Annotated in this window: 21 protein-coding genes; 8 read left to right on the top strand and 13 right to left on the bottom strand. The window is 39.4% G+C overall.

Features of this window, described 5'->3' with window-relative positions; all coding sequences use genetic code 11:
• On the top strand, window positions 1-1,204 hold a 1,204-nt coding region (locus E1140_RS09350; RefSeq protein WP_155182238.1), incomplete at its 5' end, for a carboxypeptidase-like regulatory domain-containing protein.
• A 148-nt stretch (window positions 1,205-1,352) separates the two neighbouring features.
• Here the strand turns inward: E1140_RS09350 and E1140_RS09345 are convergent.
• The 5 genes from E1140_RS09345 to E1140_RS09325 all read right to left on the bottom strand — a co-directional run bounded on the left by E1140_RS09345 (window position 1,353) and on the right by E1140_RS09325 (window position 5,387).
• Window positions 1,353-2,348 (bottom strand): bifunctional heptose 7-phosphate kinase/heptose 1-phosphate adenyltransferase, encoded by a 996-nt coding sequence (locus tag E1140_RS09345; RefSeq protein ID WP_155182235.1) that lies wholly within the window; start codon window positions 2,346-2,348, stop codon window positions 1,353-1,355.
• Window positions 2,349-3,539 (bottom strand): pyridoxal phosphate-dependent aminotransferase, encoded by a 1,191-nt coding sequence (locus E1140_RS09340; protein WP_155182232.1) that lies wholly within the window; start codon window positions 3,537-3,539, stop codon window positions 2,349-2,351.
• 91 nt (window positions 3,540-3,630) lie between these two features.
• Window positions 3,631-4,248: a recombination mediator RecR gene (recR, locus tag E1140_RS09335; RefSeq protein WP_155182229.1), complete on the bottom strand. Its 618-nt coding sequence runs from the start codon at window positions 4,246-4,248 to the stop codon at window positions 3,631-3,633.
• A 35-nt stretch (window positions 4,249-4,283) separates the two neighbouring features.
• Complete coding sequence (locus E1140_RS09330) at window positions 4,284-5,072, bottom strand: tRNA pseudouridine synthase A (RefSeq protein ID WP_155182226.1); 789 nt, start codon at window positions 5,070-5,072, stop codon at window positions 4,284-4,286.
• Window positions 5,073-5,105: 33 nt separating this feature from the next.
• Window positions 5,106-5,387: an ATP-dependent Clp protease adaptor ClpS gene (locus tag E1140_RS09325; RefSeq protein ID WP_155182224.1), complete on the bottom strand. Its 282-nt coding sequence runs from the start codon at window positions 5,385-5,387 to the stop codon at window positions 5,106-5,108.
• A 53-nt stretch (window positions 5,388-5,440) separates the two neighbouring features.
• Between E1140_RS09325 and E1140_RS09320 the strand changes: the two genes are divergently transcribed.
• The gene (locus tag E1140_RS09320) at window positions 5,441-6,904 is read left to right on the top strand and encodes a sodium:solute symporter (RefSeq protein WP_155182221.1); all 1,464 of its coding nucleotides are present in this window, start codon (window positions 5,441-5,443) and stop codon (window positions 6,902-6,904) included.
• 798 nt (window positions 6,905-7,702) lie between these two features.
• On the opposite strand, the gene E1140_RS09315 is transcribed toward E1140_RS09320, so the two are convergent.
• Window positions 7,703-8,062 carry a hypothetical protein gene (locus tag E1140_RS09315; protein WP_155182218.1) on the bottom strand — a complete coding sequence of 120 codons (360 nt, stop codon included), beginning with the start codon at window positions 8,060-8,062 and terminating at the stop codon, window positions 7,703-7,705.
• A 140-nt stretch (window positions 8,063-8,202) separates the two neighbouring features.
• Complete coding sequence (locus tag E1140_RS09310) at window positions 8,203-8,541, bottom strand: MGMT family protein (RefSeq protein ID WP_155182213.1); 339 nt, start codon at window positions 8,539-8,541, stop codon at window positions 8,203-8,205.
• Window positions 8,542-8,767: 226 nt separating this feature from the next.
• On the opposite strand from E1140_RS09310, the gene E1140_RS09305 reads away from it, so the two are divergent.
• Window positions 8,768-9,196, top strand: coding sequence for a bactofilin family protein (locus E1140_RS09305; protein WP_155182210.1), 429 nt, complete (start codon window positions 8,768-8,770; stop codon window positions 9,194-9,196).
• A gap of 1 nt (window position 9,197) precedes the next feature.
• Here the strand turns inward: E1140_RS09305 and E1140_RS09300 are convergent, their stop codons facing one another.
• The 6 genes from E1140_RS09300 to E1140_RS09275 all read right to left on the bottom strand — a co-directional run bounded on the left by E1140_RS09300 (window position 9,198) and on the right by E1140_RS09275 (window position 14,673).
• Entirely contained in the window at window positions 9,198-10,400 is a 1,203-nt protein-coding gene (locus E1140_RS09300) for a TlpA disulfide reductase family protein (RefSeq protein ID WP_155182208.1), read from the bottom strand.
• A 51-nt stretch (window positions 10,401-10,451) separates the two neighbouring features.
• Entirely contained in the window at window positions 10,452-11,930 is a 1,479-nt protein-coding gene (locus E1140_RS09295) for an aminotransferase class V-fold PLP-dependent enzyme (RefSeq protein ID WP_185153508.1), read from the bottom strand.
• Between the two features lie 116 nt (window positions 11,931-12,046).
• Window positions 12,047-12,658, bottom strand: a complete 612-nt coding sequence (locus E1140_RS09290) for a rhodanese-like domain-containing protein (protein ID WP_185153507.1) — start codon at window positions 12,656-12,658, stop codon at window positions 12,047-12,049.
• A complete protein-coding gene (locus E1140_RS09285; RefSeq protein ID WP_155182202.1) occupies window positions 12,645-13,241 on the bottom strand; it encodes a YeeE/YedE thiosulfate transporter family protein in 597 nt (198 codons plus the stop codon). Before E1140_RS09285 ends, E1140_RS09290 begins: the two co-directional genes overlap by 14 nt.
• Entirely contained in the window at window positions 13,238-13,771 is a 534-nt protein-coding gene (locus E1140_RS09280; protein ID WP_155182199.1) for a YeeE/YedE thiosulfate transporter family protein, read from the bottom strand. The genes E1140_RS09285 and E1140_RS09280 overlap by 4 nt, the downstream gene beginning before the upstream one ends.
• Window positions 13,771-14,673, bottom strand: coding sequence for a sulfurtransferase (locus tag E1140_RS09275; protein WP_155182195.1), 903 nt, complete (start codon window positions 14,671-14,673; stop codon window positions 13,771-13,773). Before E1140_RS09275 ends, E1140_RS09280 begins: the two co-directional genes overlap by 1 nt.
• Window positions 14,674-14,825: 152 nt before the next feature.
• On the opposite strand from E1140_RS09275, the gene E1140_RS09270 reads away from it, so the two are divergent.
• From E1140_RS09270 to E1140_RS21455, 5 genes are all read left to right on the top strand, one after another.
• Entirely contained in the window at window positions 14,826-16,121 is a 1,296-nt protein-coding gene (locus tag E1140_RS09270; RefSeq protein WP_155182192.1) for a sensor histidine kinase, read from the top strand.
• Window positions 16,118-16,795 (top strand): response regulator transcription factor, encoded by a 678-nt coding sequence (locus E1140_RS09265; protein WP_155182188.1) that lies wholly within the window; start codon window positions 16,118-16,120, stop codon window positions 16,793-16,795. Before E1140_RS09270 ends, E1140_RS09265 begins: the two co-directional genes overlap by 4 nt.
• A 354-nt stretch (window positions 16,796-17,149) precedes the next feature.
• Entirely contained in the window at window positions 17,150-17,719 is a 570-nt protein-coding gene (locus tag E1140_RS09260; protein ID WP_155182185.1) for a hypothetical protein, read from the top strand.
• Between the two features lie 129 nt (window positions 17,720-17,848).
• Complete coding sequence (locus tag E1140_RS21670) at window positions 17,849-17,983, top strand: type I restriction-modification system subunit M N-terminal domain-containing protein (protein ID WP_221412668.1); 135 nt, start codon at window positions 17,849-17,851, stop codon at window positions 17,981-17,983.
• Between the two features lie 105 nt (window positions 17,984-18,088).
• The coding region (locus tag E1140_RS21455; RefSeq protein ID WP_185153506.1) for a restriction endonuclease at window positions 18,089-19,393 on the top strand (1,305 nt) is incomplete at its 3' end.

Here is a 19,393-nt window from a genome sequence, read left to right as displayed (position 1 = left end):
CATTTCTGCTTTAGGATTTTCTCAAAAGACAATTACTATTTCAGGTAAATTGGTTGATGATGAAACTGAGGAACCTATTATCTTCGCATCTATCGGAATAGATGGAAAATCTGTGGGTACAGTTTCTAATGCTGTTGGAGAATTTGACTTCCATGTGCCCTACATCTACAAGGACTATCGTATGGTCATTAGAATGTTGGGTTACCAAAATCTTTCAGTGCCCATTTCAAATTATGCATACAAAGACACTGTAATATTTAGGTTAAAAAGGGCATCAAAAGTACTAGATGAGGTAGTAATAACAGATTCTTTAACGGGCGGAGACATTGTAAGTGCTGCTCTAAATAAAATTGACAAGAACTACCCGAAGGAACCTTTCTTAATGGATGGTTTTTACCGTGATTTAAAAAAAGTCGGTGGAAAATACTTTTCCCTGCTCGAGGCCGCAGTCAAAATTTATGATGAAGATTACGAGGAGCCCAAAAACAAAAATAGACTCAGAGAAAGAGTAGCACTGATGGAGGTGCGCAAGAGCCTGGGTTACAGCAATAAGTTTACCCGCTACTTTGAGAAGTATAATCTGCTTGAAGATTTGCTCCTTCACAACAATATCCGCTATAGACAATTTCCAATGCAAGAGGTTTTTTTTAACAGTTTCAGACGTGGCGAGACTACAATATATAATGGTCAGTTAGTGCACGTAGCAGAGGGAAGATTTCTGGTCCCTGATAATGGGGGCACCATGCATATCAAATTATTTGTTGATGTTGAAACTTATGGTATTGTAAGAATGGAGTATGAACGAACATTCAACAATGAAATCCTTAGGAAAAAAGGTGACCTTGTAAGTAGATACATTTCAGACACCAAATCCATTGACTTTAAGGAGTATCAGGGCAAAATGTATCTCAATTTGATAAAGCTTGATTCAAAAATTAATTGGTACGATCAGAAAACAGATGAGCTTAAATTTGAAACAGAGTTGCAGCAAGAGCTACTAATTAACAATATAGAAACCAACCCTTACGAGCGCATAACAGGAACTGAAAAAATGAGGCGCTATGGTCTTCAATATCAAGACGAGCGGTACAATCGTGAATTCTGGGAGAATTATAACGTCATTAAAGACACGCCTTTAGATGAAGAAATTGTAGCTGATCTGGAAGAATTAGGCACGCTTGAAGAACAGTTCGAGAATTACTAATCGATAGATGATGCCGTTCATCGGCAATTTGGTCAAAATACCGACTCGGCCTGTCAAAATCGGTTAAGTTCCCTTTACTTAGTATTCATAAAGCCAACTATAGACAAGAAAAATCCCTGAGGCCAAGGCGCTTTGGGGATTTTTTCTTTTATAGAGGTATGTTAAGTTTATTTGCCTCCTGAAGCAGGTCGTTCTTATCTATTGGTACCACGCCAATATGCTCACAAACAAGTCCTCCACCTAAATTTGACAAGGCAGCAATTATCTTTGGAGATAGGTTTAAAGCTATGCACAATGCTGCAATGCTGATAACAGTATCACCGGCTCCGGAAACATCAGCAATCTCTCTTAAGTGAGCGGGTATCTGATGCTTTTCATTTTTAAAATGAATGAAGACCCCTCTTTCTGATAGGGTAATTAAAGAACCTTCACTGCCCAACTTTTCAATCAAAAGTTCAACAGCCTTCTCAATCTCTACCTGATTATCTTTTTCGAAGTCCAACTTCAGCCCTTCTTTTAACTCTTTAAGATTTGGCTTAAATAATGTTGTGCCTTTATAGGCTAGAAAATTCCTCTTCTTAGGATCAACAACTGTAGGAATATTTTTAGCCTTAGCCATCTCCACAGTCTTTTTAATAACATTCTTTGTAATTACTCCTTTATCATAATCTTCAAAGATTACCACTTGACTATCTGAAAGGAGCAATTCAATTCTTTTAAGCAACTGGCTTTCTTCACTTTTAGATAAAATTCTGTCAGTCTCCTCATCCACACGCACCATATGATGATGACCACTCAGTACTCTTGTTTTAACTGTTGTAGGTCGCTCAGAACTTTCTACTATTCCCTTATCAGAAATACCGTTGATCTCCAATCGTTCTTTAAACTTGGTGCTTCCCTCATCATCACCAATTACTGCACACAAAATGGGGTTAGCGCCTAAAGCCTGAACGTTCAACGCTACGTTGGCGGCTCCGCCTAATCTATAGTCCCGTTTGGTAGCCCTTACAATTGGAACTGGTGCTTCTGGAGAAATTCTCTCCACCGCTCCCCAGATATAAGCATCAATCATAACATCACCAATGATGAGCACATTTAAGCCCTCAAAAGCATTGAATATCTGATTGAAATTAGAATACGACATTTAAGAAAGTTTACTCAACGCAGATTTTATTCGGGACATTGCTTCTTTAAGCTCTTCAACAGAAGCTGCATATGAAATTCTAACACAGTTTGGATCACCAAAAGCATCTCCTGTAACAAGCGAAACATGTGCCTCTTCGAGAATGTATAAACATAGGTCATCGGCATTGTTAATCACCTTGTCATCAGATTTCTTTCCAAAATATTCACTCACATCAGGAAAGAAATAAAATGCTCCTGTAGGCATATTAGTTTTTACACCTGGTATGTCTTTCAATAAATCATATACCAGCGCCCTTCTTTCATGATAAGCTTTGGTCATTTCTTTAGTTGGGCCAAGATCAGAAGTTAAGGCTGTTAAAGCAGCCCTCTGAGCGATCGAGCAGTTAGCAGACGTTACCTGTCCCTGCATCTTGTTGCAGCCATCTGCAATCCATTTTGGAGCAGATATATACCCCACTCTCCATCCTGTCATAGCAAAACCTTTAGCAAAACCATTAACTGTAACTGTTTTGTCAAGCATGCCTGGCAAAGAAGCCATACTTACATGGTCACCAGTAAAATTGATGTGCTCATAAATCTCATCAGCTATGGCAATAATATCCTTGTCGCGAATAACATCAGCAATAGCCTCCAACTCTTCTCTCGTAAAAACAGAGCCTGTTGGATTACATGGTGATGAATAAATTATCGCCTTTGTTCTTGGCGTAATAGCCGCTGCCAATTGCTCAGCAGTTGCTTTAAAATCATTTTCTATACCTCCCTTGATGAAAACCGGAGTTCCTTCTGCCAGCTGAATAAGCGCTGAATAACTTACCCAAAATGGGGAAAAGACAATTACCTCATCACCCGGATTAAGTAGGGCAAACATCACGTTCGCGATTGATTGCTTTGCACCATTTGAAACAACAATATTTTCAGGCTTGCTGTCAATATTATTTTCTCTTTTCAATTTAGCAGCAATTGCTTCGCGCAAATCCATATAACCAGCAACTGGCGGATAAGCAAAGTATTTACCTTCATCTATAGCCTTCTTAGCACCTTCCTGAATATGTTTAGGAGTCTTAAAATCAGGCTCTCCCAAACTAAGACTTATTACATCAATGCCCTGTGATTTAAACTCACGAGCTTTTGCTGCCATCGCTAGTGTGGCAGACTCTTCCATGTTGTTAATTCTATCAGATAAATTCATAAATGTGCTGTATGCTGTAAATTCAGAGGCCAAAAATATAGAGAATGTGATTGAGTTACTAAAAATTGAAAGATTATAATTGGCAGCTTAATTAATCTCCTTGTTTATAGGATGTTCTACTCACAATTGATCTGCCCAGTGTAATTTCATCTGCATATTCAAGTTCACCACCAATAGGTATGCCACGAGCAATAGTGCTGATATTTACATCAAATGATTTGAGCTTTTTGGTGAGGTAAAAAGCCGTTGTATCACCCTCCATGGTCGGGCTAAGTGCGAATATAATTTCCTTAACGGGATCTTCAGTGTTTTCAACTCTTTTTAAAAGCTGCTCGATATTAAGCTCGCCAGGCCCTATGCCCTCAATAGGTGAAATAACACCCCCCAGCACATGATACAGACCTGTATATTGTGAGGTGTTTTCTATGGCCAGCACATCTCTCGTGTCTTCTACCACACAGATTATTGAACGATCCCTTCTGTGGCTACTGCAAACATTGCAAACTTCGGCATCAGAAATATTGAGGCACAGTTTACAATATTTCGTTTTTGTTCTCAAATCAACCAATGCTTCACTCAACGACAGTGTATTATTTTCACTCTCTTTGAGCAAATGCAAGGCTAGCCTCAACGCGGTTTTCTTTCCAATTCCCGGAAGTTTTGAGATTTCCTCAACGGCTCTTTCTATGAGTTTTGAAGGGTATTCCATAGCTGGCAAATATAATTAAACTAATGCAGCAAAAATTACTTTGCGAAGTCAACCTTATGCAAGATTAAACCAGATGCTGGTGCAGGACTAATAGAAAAGTTGGCATCTCCGATGCTTAAGGCTTTTTTAAGATGTTCATTATCTAAATTACCTCTACCGACCTCAAACAAGAATGACATCATCATTCTAACCTGATGGCGGCCAAAACCTGGTCCTTTTACAATAAGCATAAAGCTATCATCAGGTAAAAAACTTCCTTTATATTGATTATTTCCAACAATACTACAAGCTGTGACTGTTCTTATAACCTGTGACTGTTCACCAGAATTCACACAAAAAGCCTTGAAATTATGTTCCCCAATAAATTTAGGAGCAACAGATTTCATTAAATCGATATCAAGTTTATCTTGAAGGAAGGTAAGAAATGGTGCTCCAAATGGGTGAGCCTTTTCTCCAAAACCAAAAACATAGTGATACTCCTTCTCTTTAGCCCCTTGAATAATATTAAAGCTTTCATCAATCTGCTCAATAGATAACGCCCTAATGTCTGGAGGCAGGTTTTTATTTAGAAGAGCTACAAAATCGTCAGGCATTTGCTCATAGCAGAACAACTCAAGTGCAAAGTCATTGGCTGAAACCATGGCATCAGTTCTACTGCAACCGAGCGTTTTGAAGTTTTTATGCTGCAACACATAAGCAATGGTCTTGTCAACCATTCCCTGCACCGTCTTGATATTTGACTGTTTTTGCCAGCCATGGTACCTAAAGCCCAGAAACTGGATTCTTATTAAATAAAAATGTTTGGTGGAGAAGAAGTTATCCATGATCCAGGTATTTTTTAGATCATGAAAGAGATATTACAATACCCGAGCATCGATGCCAGCCTCGCAGATGGCTTCTTTTTTTGGCTTGAGATCTATCAATGTCCCTGTTTTAACAGTGCATTTTCCTTTGTAGTGGATGATCCATGCACATTGCTCGGCCTGCTCAACAGAGTGTCTGCATACCTTTACCAGTGTATTAATGACATGGTCAAAAGTGTTGAAATCATCATTAAATACTACAAGGTCTTTAAGGTCGCTAGTACTGACCTCCTCTAAAACATCAACCTCTTCTTGGTAGCTATATCCGAAATCCATGTAGTTTTGTTTAGTTTGCCAAAGGTAGAAAAAAATAAGAAGCATCTAAAATTATGAGCCCTCAACTGGTTGTCACCGTAATATTTGTCTATTTCTCGGTTTTGATTTTAATCTCATTTCTAACAAGCAGAACGACCGATTCCTCTACTTTTTTTACAGGAAACAGGCAATCACCATGGTATCTGGTGGCCTTTGGGATGATTGGCGCCTCACTCTCTGGTGTTACCTTCATTTCTGTTCCAGGCTGGGTGGCTTCCACACAATTTGGCTACATGCAAATGGTGCTTGGCTATCTGGTAGGCTATGCCTTTATCGGACTTATACTCATGCCTTTATACTACAGACTAAACCTGATATCTATATATCAGTATTTGGAAGACCGTTTCGGTTTTTGGAGCTATAAAACAGGGGCTTTCTTCTTTCTTATAAGCAGAATAGTTGGAGCATCATTCAGGTTGTTTCTTGTAGCAGGAGTTTTACAAATTGCCATTTTCGATGCCTGGGAGATTTCTTTCCACGTCACGGTTGCCATCACTATTGGCCTGATATGGCTATATACATTCAGAGGTGGTATTAAAACCATAGTATGGACAGACACCCTGCAAACGCTATTTATGCTGATGGCGGTAGTTATTGTAATAAAAAACATTAATACGGAGTTGGACATGGGGTTTGCACAAATGGTAAGCACTGTAAAAGAAAGTAGCTTTTCTCAAGTCTTCTTTTGGGATTGGAACGAGAGTAGCCATTTTATTAAGCAGTTTTTATCAGGTGCATTTATCGCTATAGTTATGACTGGACTTGATCAGGATATGATGCAGAAAAACCTGACTTGCAAAAACATAGGTGAAGCACAAAAGAACATGTTTTGGTTCTCGATTGTGTTGGTGTTTGTAAACCTGCTATTTCTATGCCTGGGGGCATTATTATACATCTATTCACAATCTAAAGGTATTGCGCTACCTGAAAGAAGTGATGATCTGTTCCCAATACTAGCGCTGCAGCATTTTGATATAATTACGGGTATTATATTCCTACTGGGAATAATAGCAGCCGCATACTCAAGTGCCGATTCTGCATTAACGTCATTGACCACATCATTTTGTGTTGACTTCTTAAACTTCCAGCGTGAGGAAACCTTAGAAAATGTTAAAAGTCAAAGGAATTTGAGACTTCTAATCCATTTAGGATTTTCAATAATACTATTTGGTGTCATTATAGCTTTCAAAAGCCTGAACAATGACGCTGTAATAAGTTCTGTATTTAAAGCTGCTGGCTATACTTACGGACCGCTATTAGGGCTTTATACCTTTGGTTTGTTCACAAACTTCAAGTTACGCGATTGGGTAGTCCCTATTGTTTGTATTTTGTCTCCGGTAATATCTTATTACCTTAACCTCAATTCGGAGCAATTCTTCAACGGCTATAAATTCGGTTTTGAAATATTACTTGTAAATGGAGGGCTAACGTTTTTGGGACTTCTATTACTAATTAAAAAAGAAAGGGCCACTCTTTGATGGAGTGGCCCTGCTGTATATATTAAAACCAACTAAAACAACACAGCGTATCTTAAAATCAACCAAAAATCATGTGCCTAACTTATTACAAGGGTTGTGCCAACGGACCTATAGTCCTCTAAATGCATTTAAAAGCACTTTTTAAATTTTATTTCTCCCAATTTGAGACAACCCCTCCCGTAATGAAGCCTGCGCAGATAAAAAGCGTGCCCAATTAATGTTGTTGAATTCTCCTTTAATGAATTCCTTATGCTCTGAAGAAAGGATTGATCAGAGTAAAATTCTAGCGAGGTGGATTGTGACAAAAAAAGAAGCCACTCCCTTTTGGGGGGAGTGGCTTCGCTGTACACATTAAAACCAACTAAAACAAATACAGCATATCTTTAAAATCAACCTAAATCATGTACTTAACTTATTACAAGGGCTGTGCCAATGGCGAAAACCGCATTTAAAGACATTTAGAGGCACCCTGTCATTTTTATTTATCCCAATTTGAAACAAATGCTCCCATCATGAGCCTTGAGTCTCACAACCTTTTGATTTAAAATTCTTTAGGCATCGCTGGACCAACACTATTTCAATCAAAATCCTGACAAGCGACCAATGATTAAAGAAAGAGGTTTATATAATGCCCGTATGAAAGAAGCCACTCCTTGTGGGGAGTGGCCTCGCTGCATACATTAAAACCAACTAAAACAAACACAGCATATTATAAAACCAACAAAAATCTTTTACTCTTCTATTTACAATGCCTCAGCCAAGTGCATGAATGCGCATTTATCTAGCATTATCATATTCTTATCTCGTTTTTGCACCAAGTATGAGAGACTGCTTTCTGCACTGAACCCCTTGTTCCAAATCTTTTTTTACCTGTATCCTCTCCGTATAACTCCCCTTTTCTATTACTACAGTGTATGACCCGTCTCTTGAGTCACAGAAGTCAATAATCATTTTCTTTTTTACTAACTCTTCCTGGGTTACTACATCACCATTTGAATAAAGCAACTTGATAGTAGCACCTACCAAGTCCTTCTTAACTTTAAACTTCAATATGTTTTTGGCTTCAGTATCGATAAGCTCAACTGATGGCTCGCTTATCTTTGCGAATGATGAAACACTTATAAGTAAGGCGGTGGATATTAGTGCTAAAGTCTTCATGTGTAATGTTTTTAATTTAAAACACATACTTCAACATGAGTGCCAAAACCAAAAAACCGCTTTAAACGCTATTTTTAGGTCGTATATATCCCATTTTGTTTCAATACTGGATTTTGTTTCCCGATATGGGAATGTAAGATTTAGATTAATTCGGACATTGGATCCCAAAAAACATCTTTAAAGTCCTTAATCTTATCCTCCACCACCGTAATTCCCTCATCTTTAAGGAGTTGCTCCATTCTATCAGGCTCTGAAAAATGATTTTTACCAGAAAGGAGTCCTACCCTGTTTACCACACGATGCGCGGGGACATCGTCAAGACCATGTGCGGCATTCATTGCCCACCCCACCATTCTGGCACTTCTCTTTGCTCCCAGGTAGTTGGCAATAGCCCCATAACTGGTGACACGCCCTTTCGGTATTAGCCTCACCACGTCATAGACATTTTGAAAAAATGAATACTGCTTATGTTCTGACATTATAAAATAGGCTGTTAAATGTGTGGCTAACTTATAAAGAATAATTATTTAATGTCGCCCAGGATTTACTGAATTTCAATTAACAAAAGCCAAACTTTGATTATCAGTCAGTTAACTGTTATTTATGCAGCTAATCGGACTCATCAACTACCAAAAGATTAGCCAATGTCAGATTAGCCTATTTCTGGTAGTTTCGAACTGTACACTTTAAAATCAAAATAGACATATGTTCAATAGTAAAGAACAACAGATGCAAGCTGAAGCACATAATGCAAACAATATAATAGGTAAGGGAAGTACTTTTACTGGTAACGTGCATACACATGGTAATATAAGAGTAGAAGGAAAAGTAGTGGGCGATATAGTATCTAAATCAAAGGTGGTAATTGGCCATTCTGCTATTATTGAAGGAAATGTAAAGGCTCAATTCGCTGAGGTAGAAGGAGAAGTTAAAGGTTCTTTGATCATCTCTGACAATCTTGTATTGAAACCCTCATGCTCTATAAAGGGCGATATTATTGCTAATAAACTAGTAGTTGAGGCTGGCGCCAAATTCGATGGACAATGTAAGATGGGCCAGCAAAACATGAAGATCGATCTTCCCGAAGATGTGAAGAAAGAGCTTGATGACAAGAAGCTGCAAAAAGCAGTTTAGACTACTCGGCTAAAAGCTCGCTAACAATCTTATTAAAATTGGCATCGAACTGATTGTACAGTTCTCCCGTGGCCGGGCCATTGAAATAATTGCATGTATAGCGAGCAAAGCCATTTTTATCAATAATCACTAAAGTTGGGAAGGCATTGATTTTATCCAGAAATGGAAATGCCAGTGCGGCATCACCCTTATTCTGCCTGCCTCCCAATACCACCTGATAAGGCACATCCATATCTTCCTGATAGTCATTTATTCTGCAGGTACCATATTCCTGAGAAAAATTCACCTCAAAAGACACCGCTAAAATTTCAACTCCTCTTTCATTATTTTCTTTATACCACTCTTTTAAGTAATTGGTTTGGTCAAAGCTATTCGGGCACCACGTACCGAATAGTTGGATGATGAGTACCTTATCGAAATAGTCATCTTCGCTAACCTTTACAGAAGGATTACCCGCAGTTAAGATATCAAAATAAGGCCTTTGACCTTCTTCCACCTTAACGAATTGCTCTTTAAGTGATGCAGCAGGATCTTCTAAAGCTGTCCATGCTTCTTTATAGCTCGAATCAAAATAAAACTCACCACTCCAACCCTCCTCATTTTTTACGCCAACAATCATAAACCCATGGGTACCATCGAATGCTGATAACTTGAGAGAATCGCCCTGCATTACACCTTCAAAATATCTGAAATCACCTACCCCCGTCAGGAGTGTACCTGTAACTATCCCATTATCTAACAAATTAAAAATTCCAACCCCTGGATATTCTGCTCCATTTTCAGGCTTGAGCGTGACTGACAGCTTTTCTAAAATTTTAATTGTAGGTTGTCCACCCGGATTGAAACGCGGCACGCCATAAGTCGCCTTGAAAGGAACACTCTTTTTTCTATAACCCTTACTCCACCAGCCAGTCATTTCATGCTCTTCATATTTGGCCTTTAGCACAGCATCAAATGGTTTTAATGGAATGATGATAGAATCACCCTCTATCTTGACTTTTTTTAGCTCTATCCTCTCATCACCATTAATCAGGGTGACAACAGGCTTCTTGCCATTGTATTTTATCTCGAAAGTAAAAGGCACATCTACCTCTTCATATTCTAATTGACCCTGCCACTGACCAGAAGCGGGTTGAGCCTTTAGGCTAAGTGCTGATAATAAAAAGACAGCGGTGACGATTGTCAGAATTTGAGTAATCTTCATGACTTCAAAAATAATCAATTATGAGGCCATAAAACAGAAAGTTTAAAGATGTTAATGGGTAAAGCTCTGGTGTAGTATTTCTTTGATTTCAAATTCCAAACGCTGAGTATTATCATCCTTTATACATTTGATACTTCCGGCAGCCAGGTTACAGGAATAATCCTTTGACCACGCTTCAAAATTGCTTGCCAACTGCTGAATTGCCTTAAGAATAAACACTATTTCTTCATTGCTTTGCGTAGGGTGAAATGACATCCTTATCCATCCGGGTTTGTTGGTGTTGTCACCAAGATTAATCTGATCGGTGATGCTATGGGAATGCTCCTTATCAATATGCAGTAAATAATGGCCATAGGTACCTGCACATGAGCAGCCTCCTCTGGTCTGAATGCCAAATCTGTCATTCAAAATTTTAACCCCCAAATTATGATGCAGACCGTCAATGTAGAAAGAAACAACAGGTAGCCTTTTTTTAATATTTCCAGCCAGCACATGCATGTTCGGAATGTCATCCAAATGGCTCCATACCATTTCCACTATCTCCTCTTCCCTTGGGCTAATATTTTCAACACCCATGGTTTCTTTCAGCTGAATACTCATGGCTGCTCTTATCGTCTGTAAAATTGGTGGCGTGCCACCATCCTCACGTATTTCAATGTTATCAGAATACTTGTGCTCACCCCATGGGTTGGTCCAGTCTACTGTGCCACCACCAGGATTATCAGGAACATTGTTGTGGTATAAATTCTTATTAAATACGAGAATTCCACTAGAACCAGGTCCGCCTAAAAACTTATGTGGTGAGAAATAAATAGCATCTAAATATCGGCCCGCCTTATCATCCTCATGCATATTAATAGCAACATAAGGGCCTGAACAGGCAAAATCAACAAAGCATAGTGCTCCTGCACGATGTGCCACAGCGGCAATATCCATAAAAGGTGTTGTAATTCCTGTGACATTGGAGCAAGCGGTAATAGCTACAATTTTCCGCTTTCTGTCCTGATGCTTATCTAACGCTTTCTCAAAATTATCAACAGATACAAGGCCATTGGTGTCAGGGGCCACAATTTCCACATCAGCAATAGTTTCCAGCCAACTGGTATGATTAGAGTGGTGCTCCATATGACTGATAAAAATTATAGGCCGCTCATTCTCAGTCAAACTATTATGGAAGGATTCATGCACCCTAAGCCCAAGTATTCGCTGCAGCTTGTTCACCGCACCAGTCATACCCGATCCAGCACTTATAAGAACATCATTACTGGAAGCACCAACATGGGCCTTTATGATATTTCTAGCTTCATTATAAGCATAAGTCATGGCCTGTCCGGTGGCGGTGGTCTCCGTATGGGTATTACCAATTAAAGGATAAATTTTACTTTGTAGTGTGTCTTCTATTGGCTGATACAGCCTTCCACTGGCTGTCCAGTCGGCATAAACTATTTTAATAGCTTCATGATAAGGCGTGCTGACTTTATGATTTATGCCTATTATATTTTTACGAAATTTTGCGAAATACTCCTCCACATTTTTTTTTAATAATTTACTAAGATTTGACCCTTATTCAAAGGTTCCTAAACCAAAAAATATCAGGGGCCAGATGATTAGCACTTGCCATTGATTCTCCTACTCTATGCATTATATCAACACCCTTTCCTAACCAAACCATTGGTGCGGTTAGCTCTGGGCCAGTATTTTTTATTGAGATCATATTCATAATAATCTAACACCTCCTGGCTTTCTACAAACTCAATATGACCACCATAATAGGTGCTCAACTCAATCACCTGATTAACCATAGACCTCTGCTGTTCAGGGATTTTTATTGGCAGCTCCGGATATAGCAACTTCTCATACCAATCATGAACACCACCATATAAAACCATGGCGTTTGGCGCCAGCGTTTCATGCCGCTTTTCCCATAGCCTCTTGGCAAGATAATCGTCACCAGAATAAAATATCACCTTCTGCTTAAAGTCCATTTTTAAAGCTGAGTCATAAGAAATATTTACCGCTGAAGGCAAATGAAATTCTTCATAAGCCGCTGCATCTCTGAGATCTATCAAGCGAAAGTCTTCTCTGTTTTTAATGGCCTTGGCCAGCGTGACCACCGAAATAAAAGGTGGCCTGTCATTTTCATTTTTAAGTCCTTGAGGAGCAACAAAAGAAGCTACCATGGCCAATGCAGCAAGAATAAAAGCCAAAGCGGCCAACTTCTTGTTTAATGAAATGCTGCTTAACTTATTCACCTTCATTTGATGCATTTAAAGCTTCCAATTTCTCAGACAACCAAAACCCTCCCAATGCCACCATTACCAAAATAAAAACCATCAATCCAGCAGGTAAATCAAAGTATTCGACCATGGTGGTTTGACCCAAGGGTGTAGAATTATAAAAAGTCTCGAGGTAAGGATACAACTCACCAAAAAGGAGAATGCCCAACAACAGGCCGATTACATTTACGATACCGTCAATACTACCAGTAGCTGAAGCCACACATGAGGTACCCGGACAATAGCCTCCAACTATAAAACCAATGCCAAACACCAGTCCTCCTATGATCTGCGGCATCACATAAGTTGGCGTAAGATAGACCAGCTCCAAATTCAACAAGCCAAACCATGACAGCCAATAGACACCAATCATAGCGGTAATAATGGCCGTAAACATCATTTTAAAGACTGTAAGATCTCTACCATAAAACTGTGCTGCCAGCTTCCTGGCGCTGCCTAAACCAGCACGTTCAAGGAAAAAACCAAAGGCCAGGCCTATGATCAAAGCAATCAAAAGGCTGGCCTCTTCTCCTATCCAGCCATTTTCATAAAAAGGTCCGTTCATATCCAAAGCCTCCTTACAAACCAGGCCATGCCATAGGCTCCGGCAAAAAGTGATATCATAAATAACCAGCTACCGACATTCATTAAAGCACCGCCCGTAAGGGCCTGACCACTGGTGCAGCCTCTGGCCAGCTTGGTGCCAAAGGCCATGATTATTCCCCCGACAAAAGAGAATAAGAATCTGCCATTTCTTGAGATCGACTTTCCTTTCTCCACTTTCAATTTGGTTCTGTGAGCAAAAATTCCCGACAGAAATCCACCTATAAGCACTCCCAGCACCTCAAATACCAGCCAGTCTTTGAGCGGGCTGACCGTACCATCCCCCAAGTAACCAGCATAGAAAGCGTTGGCACTAGCATGCGTTTCAGACACCGCATTAACCCCAACAGAAACCACAGAAGTCATGGCACCTGAAGCACCAATGCCTCTGCCCATTACCACGAAAGTAGTGAGCAGCACCAGCCCCAGACCAATCCCGCACAAGTACGGATTCCAGTAAGGTTGAGGCTGTTTTAGTGAACCTTTTGTCATCAGTTAGTCTCCAGTTCTATCGGTAAAGAAGCATCTGGCCCCCATTCGTAAAATGAGCCGTCATAGACCTTAATATCCTTGTATCCGAGCATCTTTGCGGCTGTGTACACCACAGTAAGCTGCATCCCGATATGGCAATAAAGCAGCAGCTGTTTGGAATGATCTAAATTTTGCGCCTTAAAAATCTCCTCCATCTCCTGCAAAGATTTGAACTTATAGGCCCCATGATCTGCAAGTTTGGCCAGGCTGGTATACGGAATTGACTTGGCGCCAGGAATATGACCTTTCCTACTCCTGCCACCATTACCAGCATCTATACCCTCATAGAAAACTGTTGCCCGGCCATCTACGATATTGACATTGTTGTTATTGAGATGCGATAGAACATAAGCTCTATCTGCCAATATTTCTTTTCTCGGTTTAGGGGTGAAGTTGCCCTTCTTTACCGCTTTCACCTCATCAGTAACTGCGCCACCCTCTGCCTTCCAATATTGAATGCCACCATCGAGTAGGTAAGTATTATCAGCATAACCCAAATAATCGAGGGTGAAGTAAACCCGGGTGATCATCGATACCCAATTATCGCTGGTGTAAATCACTACCTTATCACCATCATCTAAGCCCTTGCTTTCAAATATATCTTTAAGCTCTGCTACCGTTCTCAGATCAAAATCATGGGTATCATCATTAAAAGTATATTCTTCCCAGTCGAGCATAAGTGCTCCAGGGATGTGCTCCTTCGCATAACTTTCTTCTTTGCCAATTGCCAGTATGACAATATCATCATCATTAACCCGCTCCTGCAGCCATGATGGTGACACTAACATGTTTCTTGATTGTTGGCCAAAGCCGAATTGCACTATGACCAGTAGTAATAAAATGGATGTATATGTTTTTTTCATTTGTAGAATTTTAGTGCATTCTACGACATATACTTATACAGGTGAGTTAACGGTGAGTTAAACCATCACAACCAAAAGTTAAAAAAGTTAAGAGTAAGTTAAATAGGCCACCAAAATGCTTTGTATAATGTTAATTGGCTAATTTCGCTCTAATGAAATGGTCGCGCTACACCATAATTTCACTCTTTGTAGTGGTACTCTTATCACTGGCCACGTTGCTGTTTATTCAATATAACATCCTGCAAAAGGACATTGAAAGAAACCAGCGAAACATAGAGTTTTCTATGGCGAACATATTGTCAGACCTTTATGACGACATGATGTTTAATACTGATCTAGCCTTTCTTGTAGGCAGCTATCAGGGCACCGAAAATTTTAGCTTTAGCAATTCAGAAGAACTTAACCATCCGCTTCAGAAACTGCTGCAAACAGAACTTCAACGCGTAATTTCTTTGAACTACCCTTCCTTAGATTATCGGGTGGATGGTTTCCTTTCCAATGAATATGGCTGTTTAATCCATAATAACCATCGCTCCTACAGGCCAAAGGCTGAGGCTGAGGCGGTGCTGGGAGCTGAAAACCACCTGTGCTTTTGTATGATCCTGGAGAATACCCTGGACATTTCGATGACCTACACCAATAAAGAAGCGACCGTGCTCAGTGAAGCAGGGCCGATTCTTATCGTGACCTTTATCCTGATCATTTTTGTACTAGGTGCCTTCGCGTATATGATCTACACCATCAGAAAGCAGAAAAAACTATCTGATCTTAAACGTGATTTTATCAACAACCTGACCCACGAATTTAAAACTCCAATATTTTCCATTTCGCTGGCGGCCAAGTCAATGAAGCTCAGTCCAGATTTTAACTCCAGCGAAAAAATGAACGCATACCTCTCGCTGATCAGCAATGAAAGTAAGCGGCTGCAAACCCAGGTGGACAAGATATTGCAGATGGCGCTGATAGATTCCGGAAACCTGACCCTCGAAAAGAAAAAAGTTGACCTGCATGTTTCTATTCAGAAAGTACTGGAGGGATTTAAAATCATCATAGAAGAAAAGAAAGGCAGCATTTCCCTTAACCTGAAGGCTACCAAGCATAGCATTCTGGCTGATGAAACCCACATCAACAATATTATTTACAACCTGATAGACAACGCCCAAAAGTATACCGATAAGCCTCCAAAAATTGAAGTGACTACTGAAGATTCTAACGAAGGCATTATTCTAAGTATAAAAGATAATGGCGTAGGCATTAAAAAAGAGATTCAGCGCTTTGTGTTCGAAAGGTTTTACAGGGTGCAGAAGGATAATGCACCTCAAAAGAAAGGCTTTGGCCTTGGTTTGAGTTATGTTAAAAGTATCGTTGAAGCACACCAGGGAGTGATTAACCTGCAGAGTGAGTTTGAACAAGGCAGTGAATTCAAAATATTTTTACCCGCACAATGAACAAGATACTACTGGTAGAAGATGATCAAAGTTTGGGATATATCCTTAAAGAATATCTTCAGATGAACGACTATGAGGTAGCATGGCAGCAGGATGGTGAAGCCGGTTTAAATGCTTTCAAAGCTTCGCAGTTTGATATCTGCATTTTAGATGTGATGATCCCGAAAATAGATGGATTTGAGCTGGCCAGCGAGATCAAGAAAATTAACAAAGCTGTACCTGTGGTTTTTCTTACCGCCAAGTCATTGAAGATTGATAAGCTGAAAGGTTTTAAAACCGGGTGCGATGATTATATCACCAAGCCGGTAGATGAAGAAGAGTTGATAGCCAGAATAGGTGCGATATTACGAAGAAGTAATCCGGAGCCACTTGCTGTAACCGATAATTATAAAATAGGCACTTACACCTTCTGCACCAGCAAGCAGCAGCTGAAAAGAAATGATAACATAGCGCAGCTTACAGAAAAGGAAAGTAAAATATTGACCATGCTGTGCGCAGAAAAAGGCCAGCTGGTAGAGCGCGACAGGATCTTAAAAGCTCTCTGGGGCGAAAGCGACTATTTCAAACGCAGAAGTATGGATGTGTTTATCTACAAACTCCGCAAGCACCTGAGTGACGACATATCGATAAAAATCAGTAATATCCATAGCAAAGGCTTTATTCTGGAGGACTAATATTAGCCCGTCATGCCGGAAAATTCAGCCCTAAATTCTAAAGGGCTTAATTTATCCGGTATCTCCATTACGTCACCTCGAATCCCTTTAGGGTGAGAGGTCTCCCCATTAGTATAAGGAGACTTCTCAGTCGTACCTCCTTCGAAGTGACGACACTTACTTATTACCGTCACCTCGATTTCCGATGTAAATCGGAAGAGAGGTCTCCTGATTAATTAGCAAAAACTATAGGGAGATTTCTCACCCGATAAATCGGGCTTCGAAATGACGTTTTCTATTTAATCTTTTTCAAAGGATAAAATTTCAGGGATGACAATGTAACCCTATCTTTACCCCTCCAAAACCTTAATACTAATGAGTAATTATTCTATCATTTGGAAACACTTTGACAAAACCTCACCCATAGGCCTGCGCCTGAAAGCCAAAAAAGACTTTAGCCTCCCCTACTTCGTAGATGGCCCCGACAAAGAGCTTTTTGAAAATCAAAAACCGGTAGACCTGCATGCCATCCATTTGATCAGAGGCCTGTTAGTAGGCTACTTTGACAAACCACCAAAAGTAGACACCACCTTTGCTCAGCAGGTGACTAAAACCATATTGGAAGAGCATCAGGAAATGTTTGGCGCCAAGACCTTGGAAGATTTTATCCTCGATTTGTCGCACCACCTGAGGGACAGCAATGGCCAGGAAGCGAGCCTGCAGGCCCTGATGGCCGGTACAGAAATACTGCCTAACAGCAGCAAAATAAAATACGACTGCAGCCTCGATTTGCTCAACTGCCTTGATGATAATGTAATAGAAGAAAGAGCCGCAGGCATACAAAAACTACATCAGCTTTTAGCCGAAATAAAAAACACTGAGCTCCACCCTGACCTACTGGGTGATTTGGAGGTGATGAAGGAGGAGGCGAGGGGGATGGTGTAAGGAAAATACCTGAACATGTTGAATGGTTGCAGTATAATGTTAAATTACATCTTAAATTATACATATAAATAATCAGAATCATTTCAAATGAAATGAGAATCAAAATTAATGCTGTTAATAAACCAATTAATGCAAAATTTTAGAGAAAAAGCTGACCTCATTTGGAAAGTTGCCGACTTACTGAGAGGTGATTACAAGCAATCAGATTATGGTAAGGTGATTTTCTTTCTAAGGAAAATAAAACTAGTACGTTATTTCAAATAAGCAAATAGAGTACATACTTTGTCCAAACTCGCCAGTATTTTCTGCCGAATCGAAAGCATGGAACAATAATTTATCAAGACAAAGAAATTTTAGACTACATATAGAATGATAACAACAGAGATTAAAAACACCCTTTGTGAAATTTGGGATGCCTACATTTCTTCTGATAGAACAGTCAAAGACACTAAAGGGAATGTTTTAAGAGATATTGATAGTTCTCGACATGAGGTTATTGTAGATATTAAAAAAATAATAGATTCTTTTTTTCAGTCAGAAATAGACATCTATGAGTTCAAAACTAGTATTGATAGTATCAATAAGCGCAATAATTTATGGGGATTTACATCTATAAAAGGGCAAATGTTCTTCAACCAATTAGTTAAAACTAATGAGGGAAAAATTGATCAACTTACTCTGTTACTAAAAGAATGCATAAGTGAGCCCAAAGACCCCCAAGAAGCTTTAATTAAAATCAGAAAATTAGAAGCTTTCTGTGATATTATCATGGAAAAGGCTTCTGATAAAAGAAAAGTAGCTAAGTCCAGTTCGGTTGGATATTTTTTGTCTTACTTCTGGCAAGTTTTCAACCCCGAAAAATGGCCTGTAATGTATACATCACAAATTGCTTCTTATGTTGAATTAGGTCTCTGGGTGGATCAAAAGAACCAAGTTGATACATATAAATCCTTTTATGAATTAACTGATCAAATAAAGTTAATTCTATCAAAATATACTTCAAGAAACATTGACTACTGGGCAACAGAACATGCGTTTTGGAACTACAAAGGAAATCCGAACCAAAAACAAGAAATTAAGCAAGACGTAGTTGCAACAAAACATATTGAGCAAGAAAAAAAGATTACACTAAATGCAAGCTTTGATCTTGAAGATTACATCATTCCTAAAGTAGCTCGGCTAAAGGATATTGGTTCAAATAATGAGAAATCTGCCTCTTCTAAGGGGAGTGAATTTGAAAAAGTAGTAGCTGAGGTATTCAATCTATTAGACTTTGAAGTTGAAGCGCTCGGCCAAGGCACAGGCCGGAATCCTGATGCAATTATTAAATACAGGGAGGAGAATACCGCATTTATTGTTGATGCAAAAGCATATAGTGGTGGTTATTCACTAGGTGTGGATGATAGAGCGATTAAAGAATATATAAATCACTATTGTCCCAAGTTGATAAAACAAGGCTATAAGCGCATAGGCTTTATAATAGTTAGTAATTCATTTAAATCTAACTTCGATAGTTTTATAAATGATATTACCTGGAATTCTGATATCAGACGATTTATTCTACTTGAATCTGAAGCACTTCTTTATCTGCTGGCATACAAGACAAAAGATAAACACAGTCTATCAGTATTAATTGAAAAGCTTATTGGCTTTGCAAACCCGATAACCGCACAA

Origin of the sequence: Fulvivirga lutimaris (assembly GCF_009711525.1) — a bacterium.
In the GTDB taxonomy this organism is placed as follows: Bacteria; Bacteroidota; Bacteroidia; order Cytophagales; family Cyclobacteriaceae; genus Fulvivirga; species Fulvivirga lutimaris.
The sequence above is the reverse complement of the archived record's forward strand: the minus strand, read 5'-3'. Positions and strand labels throughout refer to the sequence as shown.

Coding starts and splice junctions, on each gene's coding strand:
- E1140_RS09305 (WP_155182210.1), top strand. CDS start 8,768: ATGTTCAATAGTAAAGAACAACAGATGCAAGCTGAAGCACATAATGCA.
- E1140_RS09340 (WP_155182232.1), bottom strand. CDS start 3,539: ATGAATTTATCTGATAGAATTAACAACATGGAAGAGTCTGCCACACTA.
- E1140_RS09345 (WP_155182235.1), bottom strand. CDS start 2,348: ATGTCGTATTCTAATTTCAATCAGATATTCAATGCTTTTGAGGGCTTA.
- E1140_RS09315 (WP_155182218.1), bottom strand. CDS start 8,062: ATGAAGACTTTAGCACTAATATCCACCGCCTTACTTATAAGTGTTTCA.
- E1140_RS21670 (WP_221412668.1), top strand. CDS start 17,849: ATGCAAAATTTTAGAGAAAAAGCTGACCTCATTTGGAAAGTTGCCGAC.
- E1140_RS09285 (WP_155182202.1), bottom strand. CDS start 13,241: ATGAACGGACCTTTTTATGAAAATGGCTGGATAGGAGAAGAGGCCAGC.
- E1140_RS09325 (WP_155182224.1), bottom strand. CDS start 5,387: ATGGATTTCGGATATAGCTACCAAGAAGAGGTTGATGTTTTAGAGGAG.
- recR (WP_155182229.1), bottom strand. CDS start 4,248: ATGGAATACCCTTCAAAACTCATAGAAAGAGCCGTTGAGGAAATCTCA.
- E1140_RS09265 (WP_155182188.1), top strand. CDS start 16,118: ATGAACAAGATACTACTGGTAGAAGATGATCAAAGTTTGGGATATATC.
- E1140_RS09275 (WP_155182195.1), bottom strand. CDS start 14,673: ATGAAAAAAACATATACATCCATTTTATTACTACTGGTCATAGTGCAA.
- E1140_RS09290 (WP_185153507.1), bottom strand. CDS start 12,658: ATGAAGGTGAATAAGTTAAGCAGCATTTCATTAAACAAGAAGTTGGCC.
- E1140_RS09320 (WP_155182221.1), top strand. CDS start 5,441: ATGAGCCCTCAACTGGTTGTCACCGTAATATTTGTCTATTTCTCGGTT.
- E1140_RS09300 (WP_155182208.1), bottom strand. CDS start 10,400: ATGAAGATTACTCAAATTCTGACAATCGTCACCGCTGTCTTTTTATTA.
- E1140_RS09310 (WP_155182213.1), bottom strand. CDS start 8,541: ATGTCAGAACATAAGCAGTATTCATTTTTTCAAAATGTCTATGACGTG.
- E1140_RS09260 (WP_155182185.1), top strand. CDS start 17,150: ATGAGTAATTATTCTATCATTTGGAAACACTTTGACAAAACCTCACCC.
- E1140_RS09330 (WP_155182226.1), bottom strand. CDS start 5,072: ATGGATAACTTCTTCTCCACCAAACATTTTTATTTAATAAGAATCCAG.
- E1140_RS09280 (WP_155182199.1), bottom strand. CDS start 13,771: ATGACAAAAGGTTCACTAAAACAGCCTCAACCTTACTGGAATCCGTAC.
- E1140_RS09270 (WP_155182192.1), top strand. CDS start 14,826: ATGAAATGGTCGCGCTACACCATAATTTCACTCTTTGTAGTGGTACTC.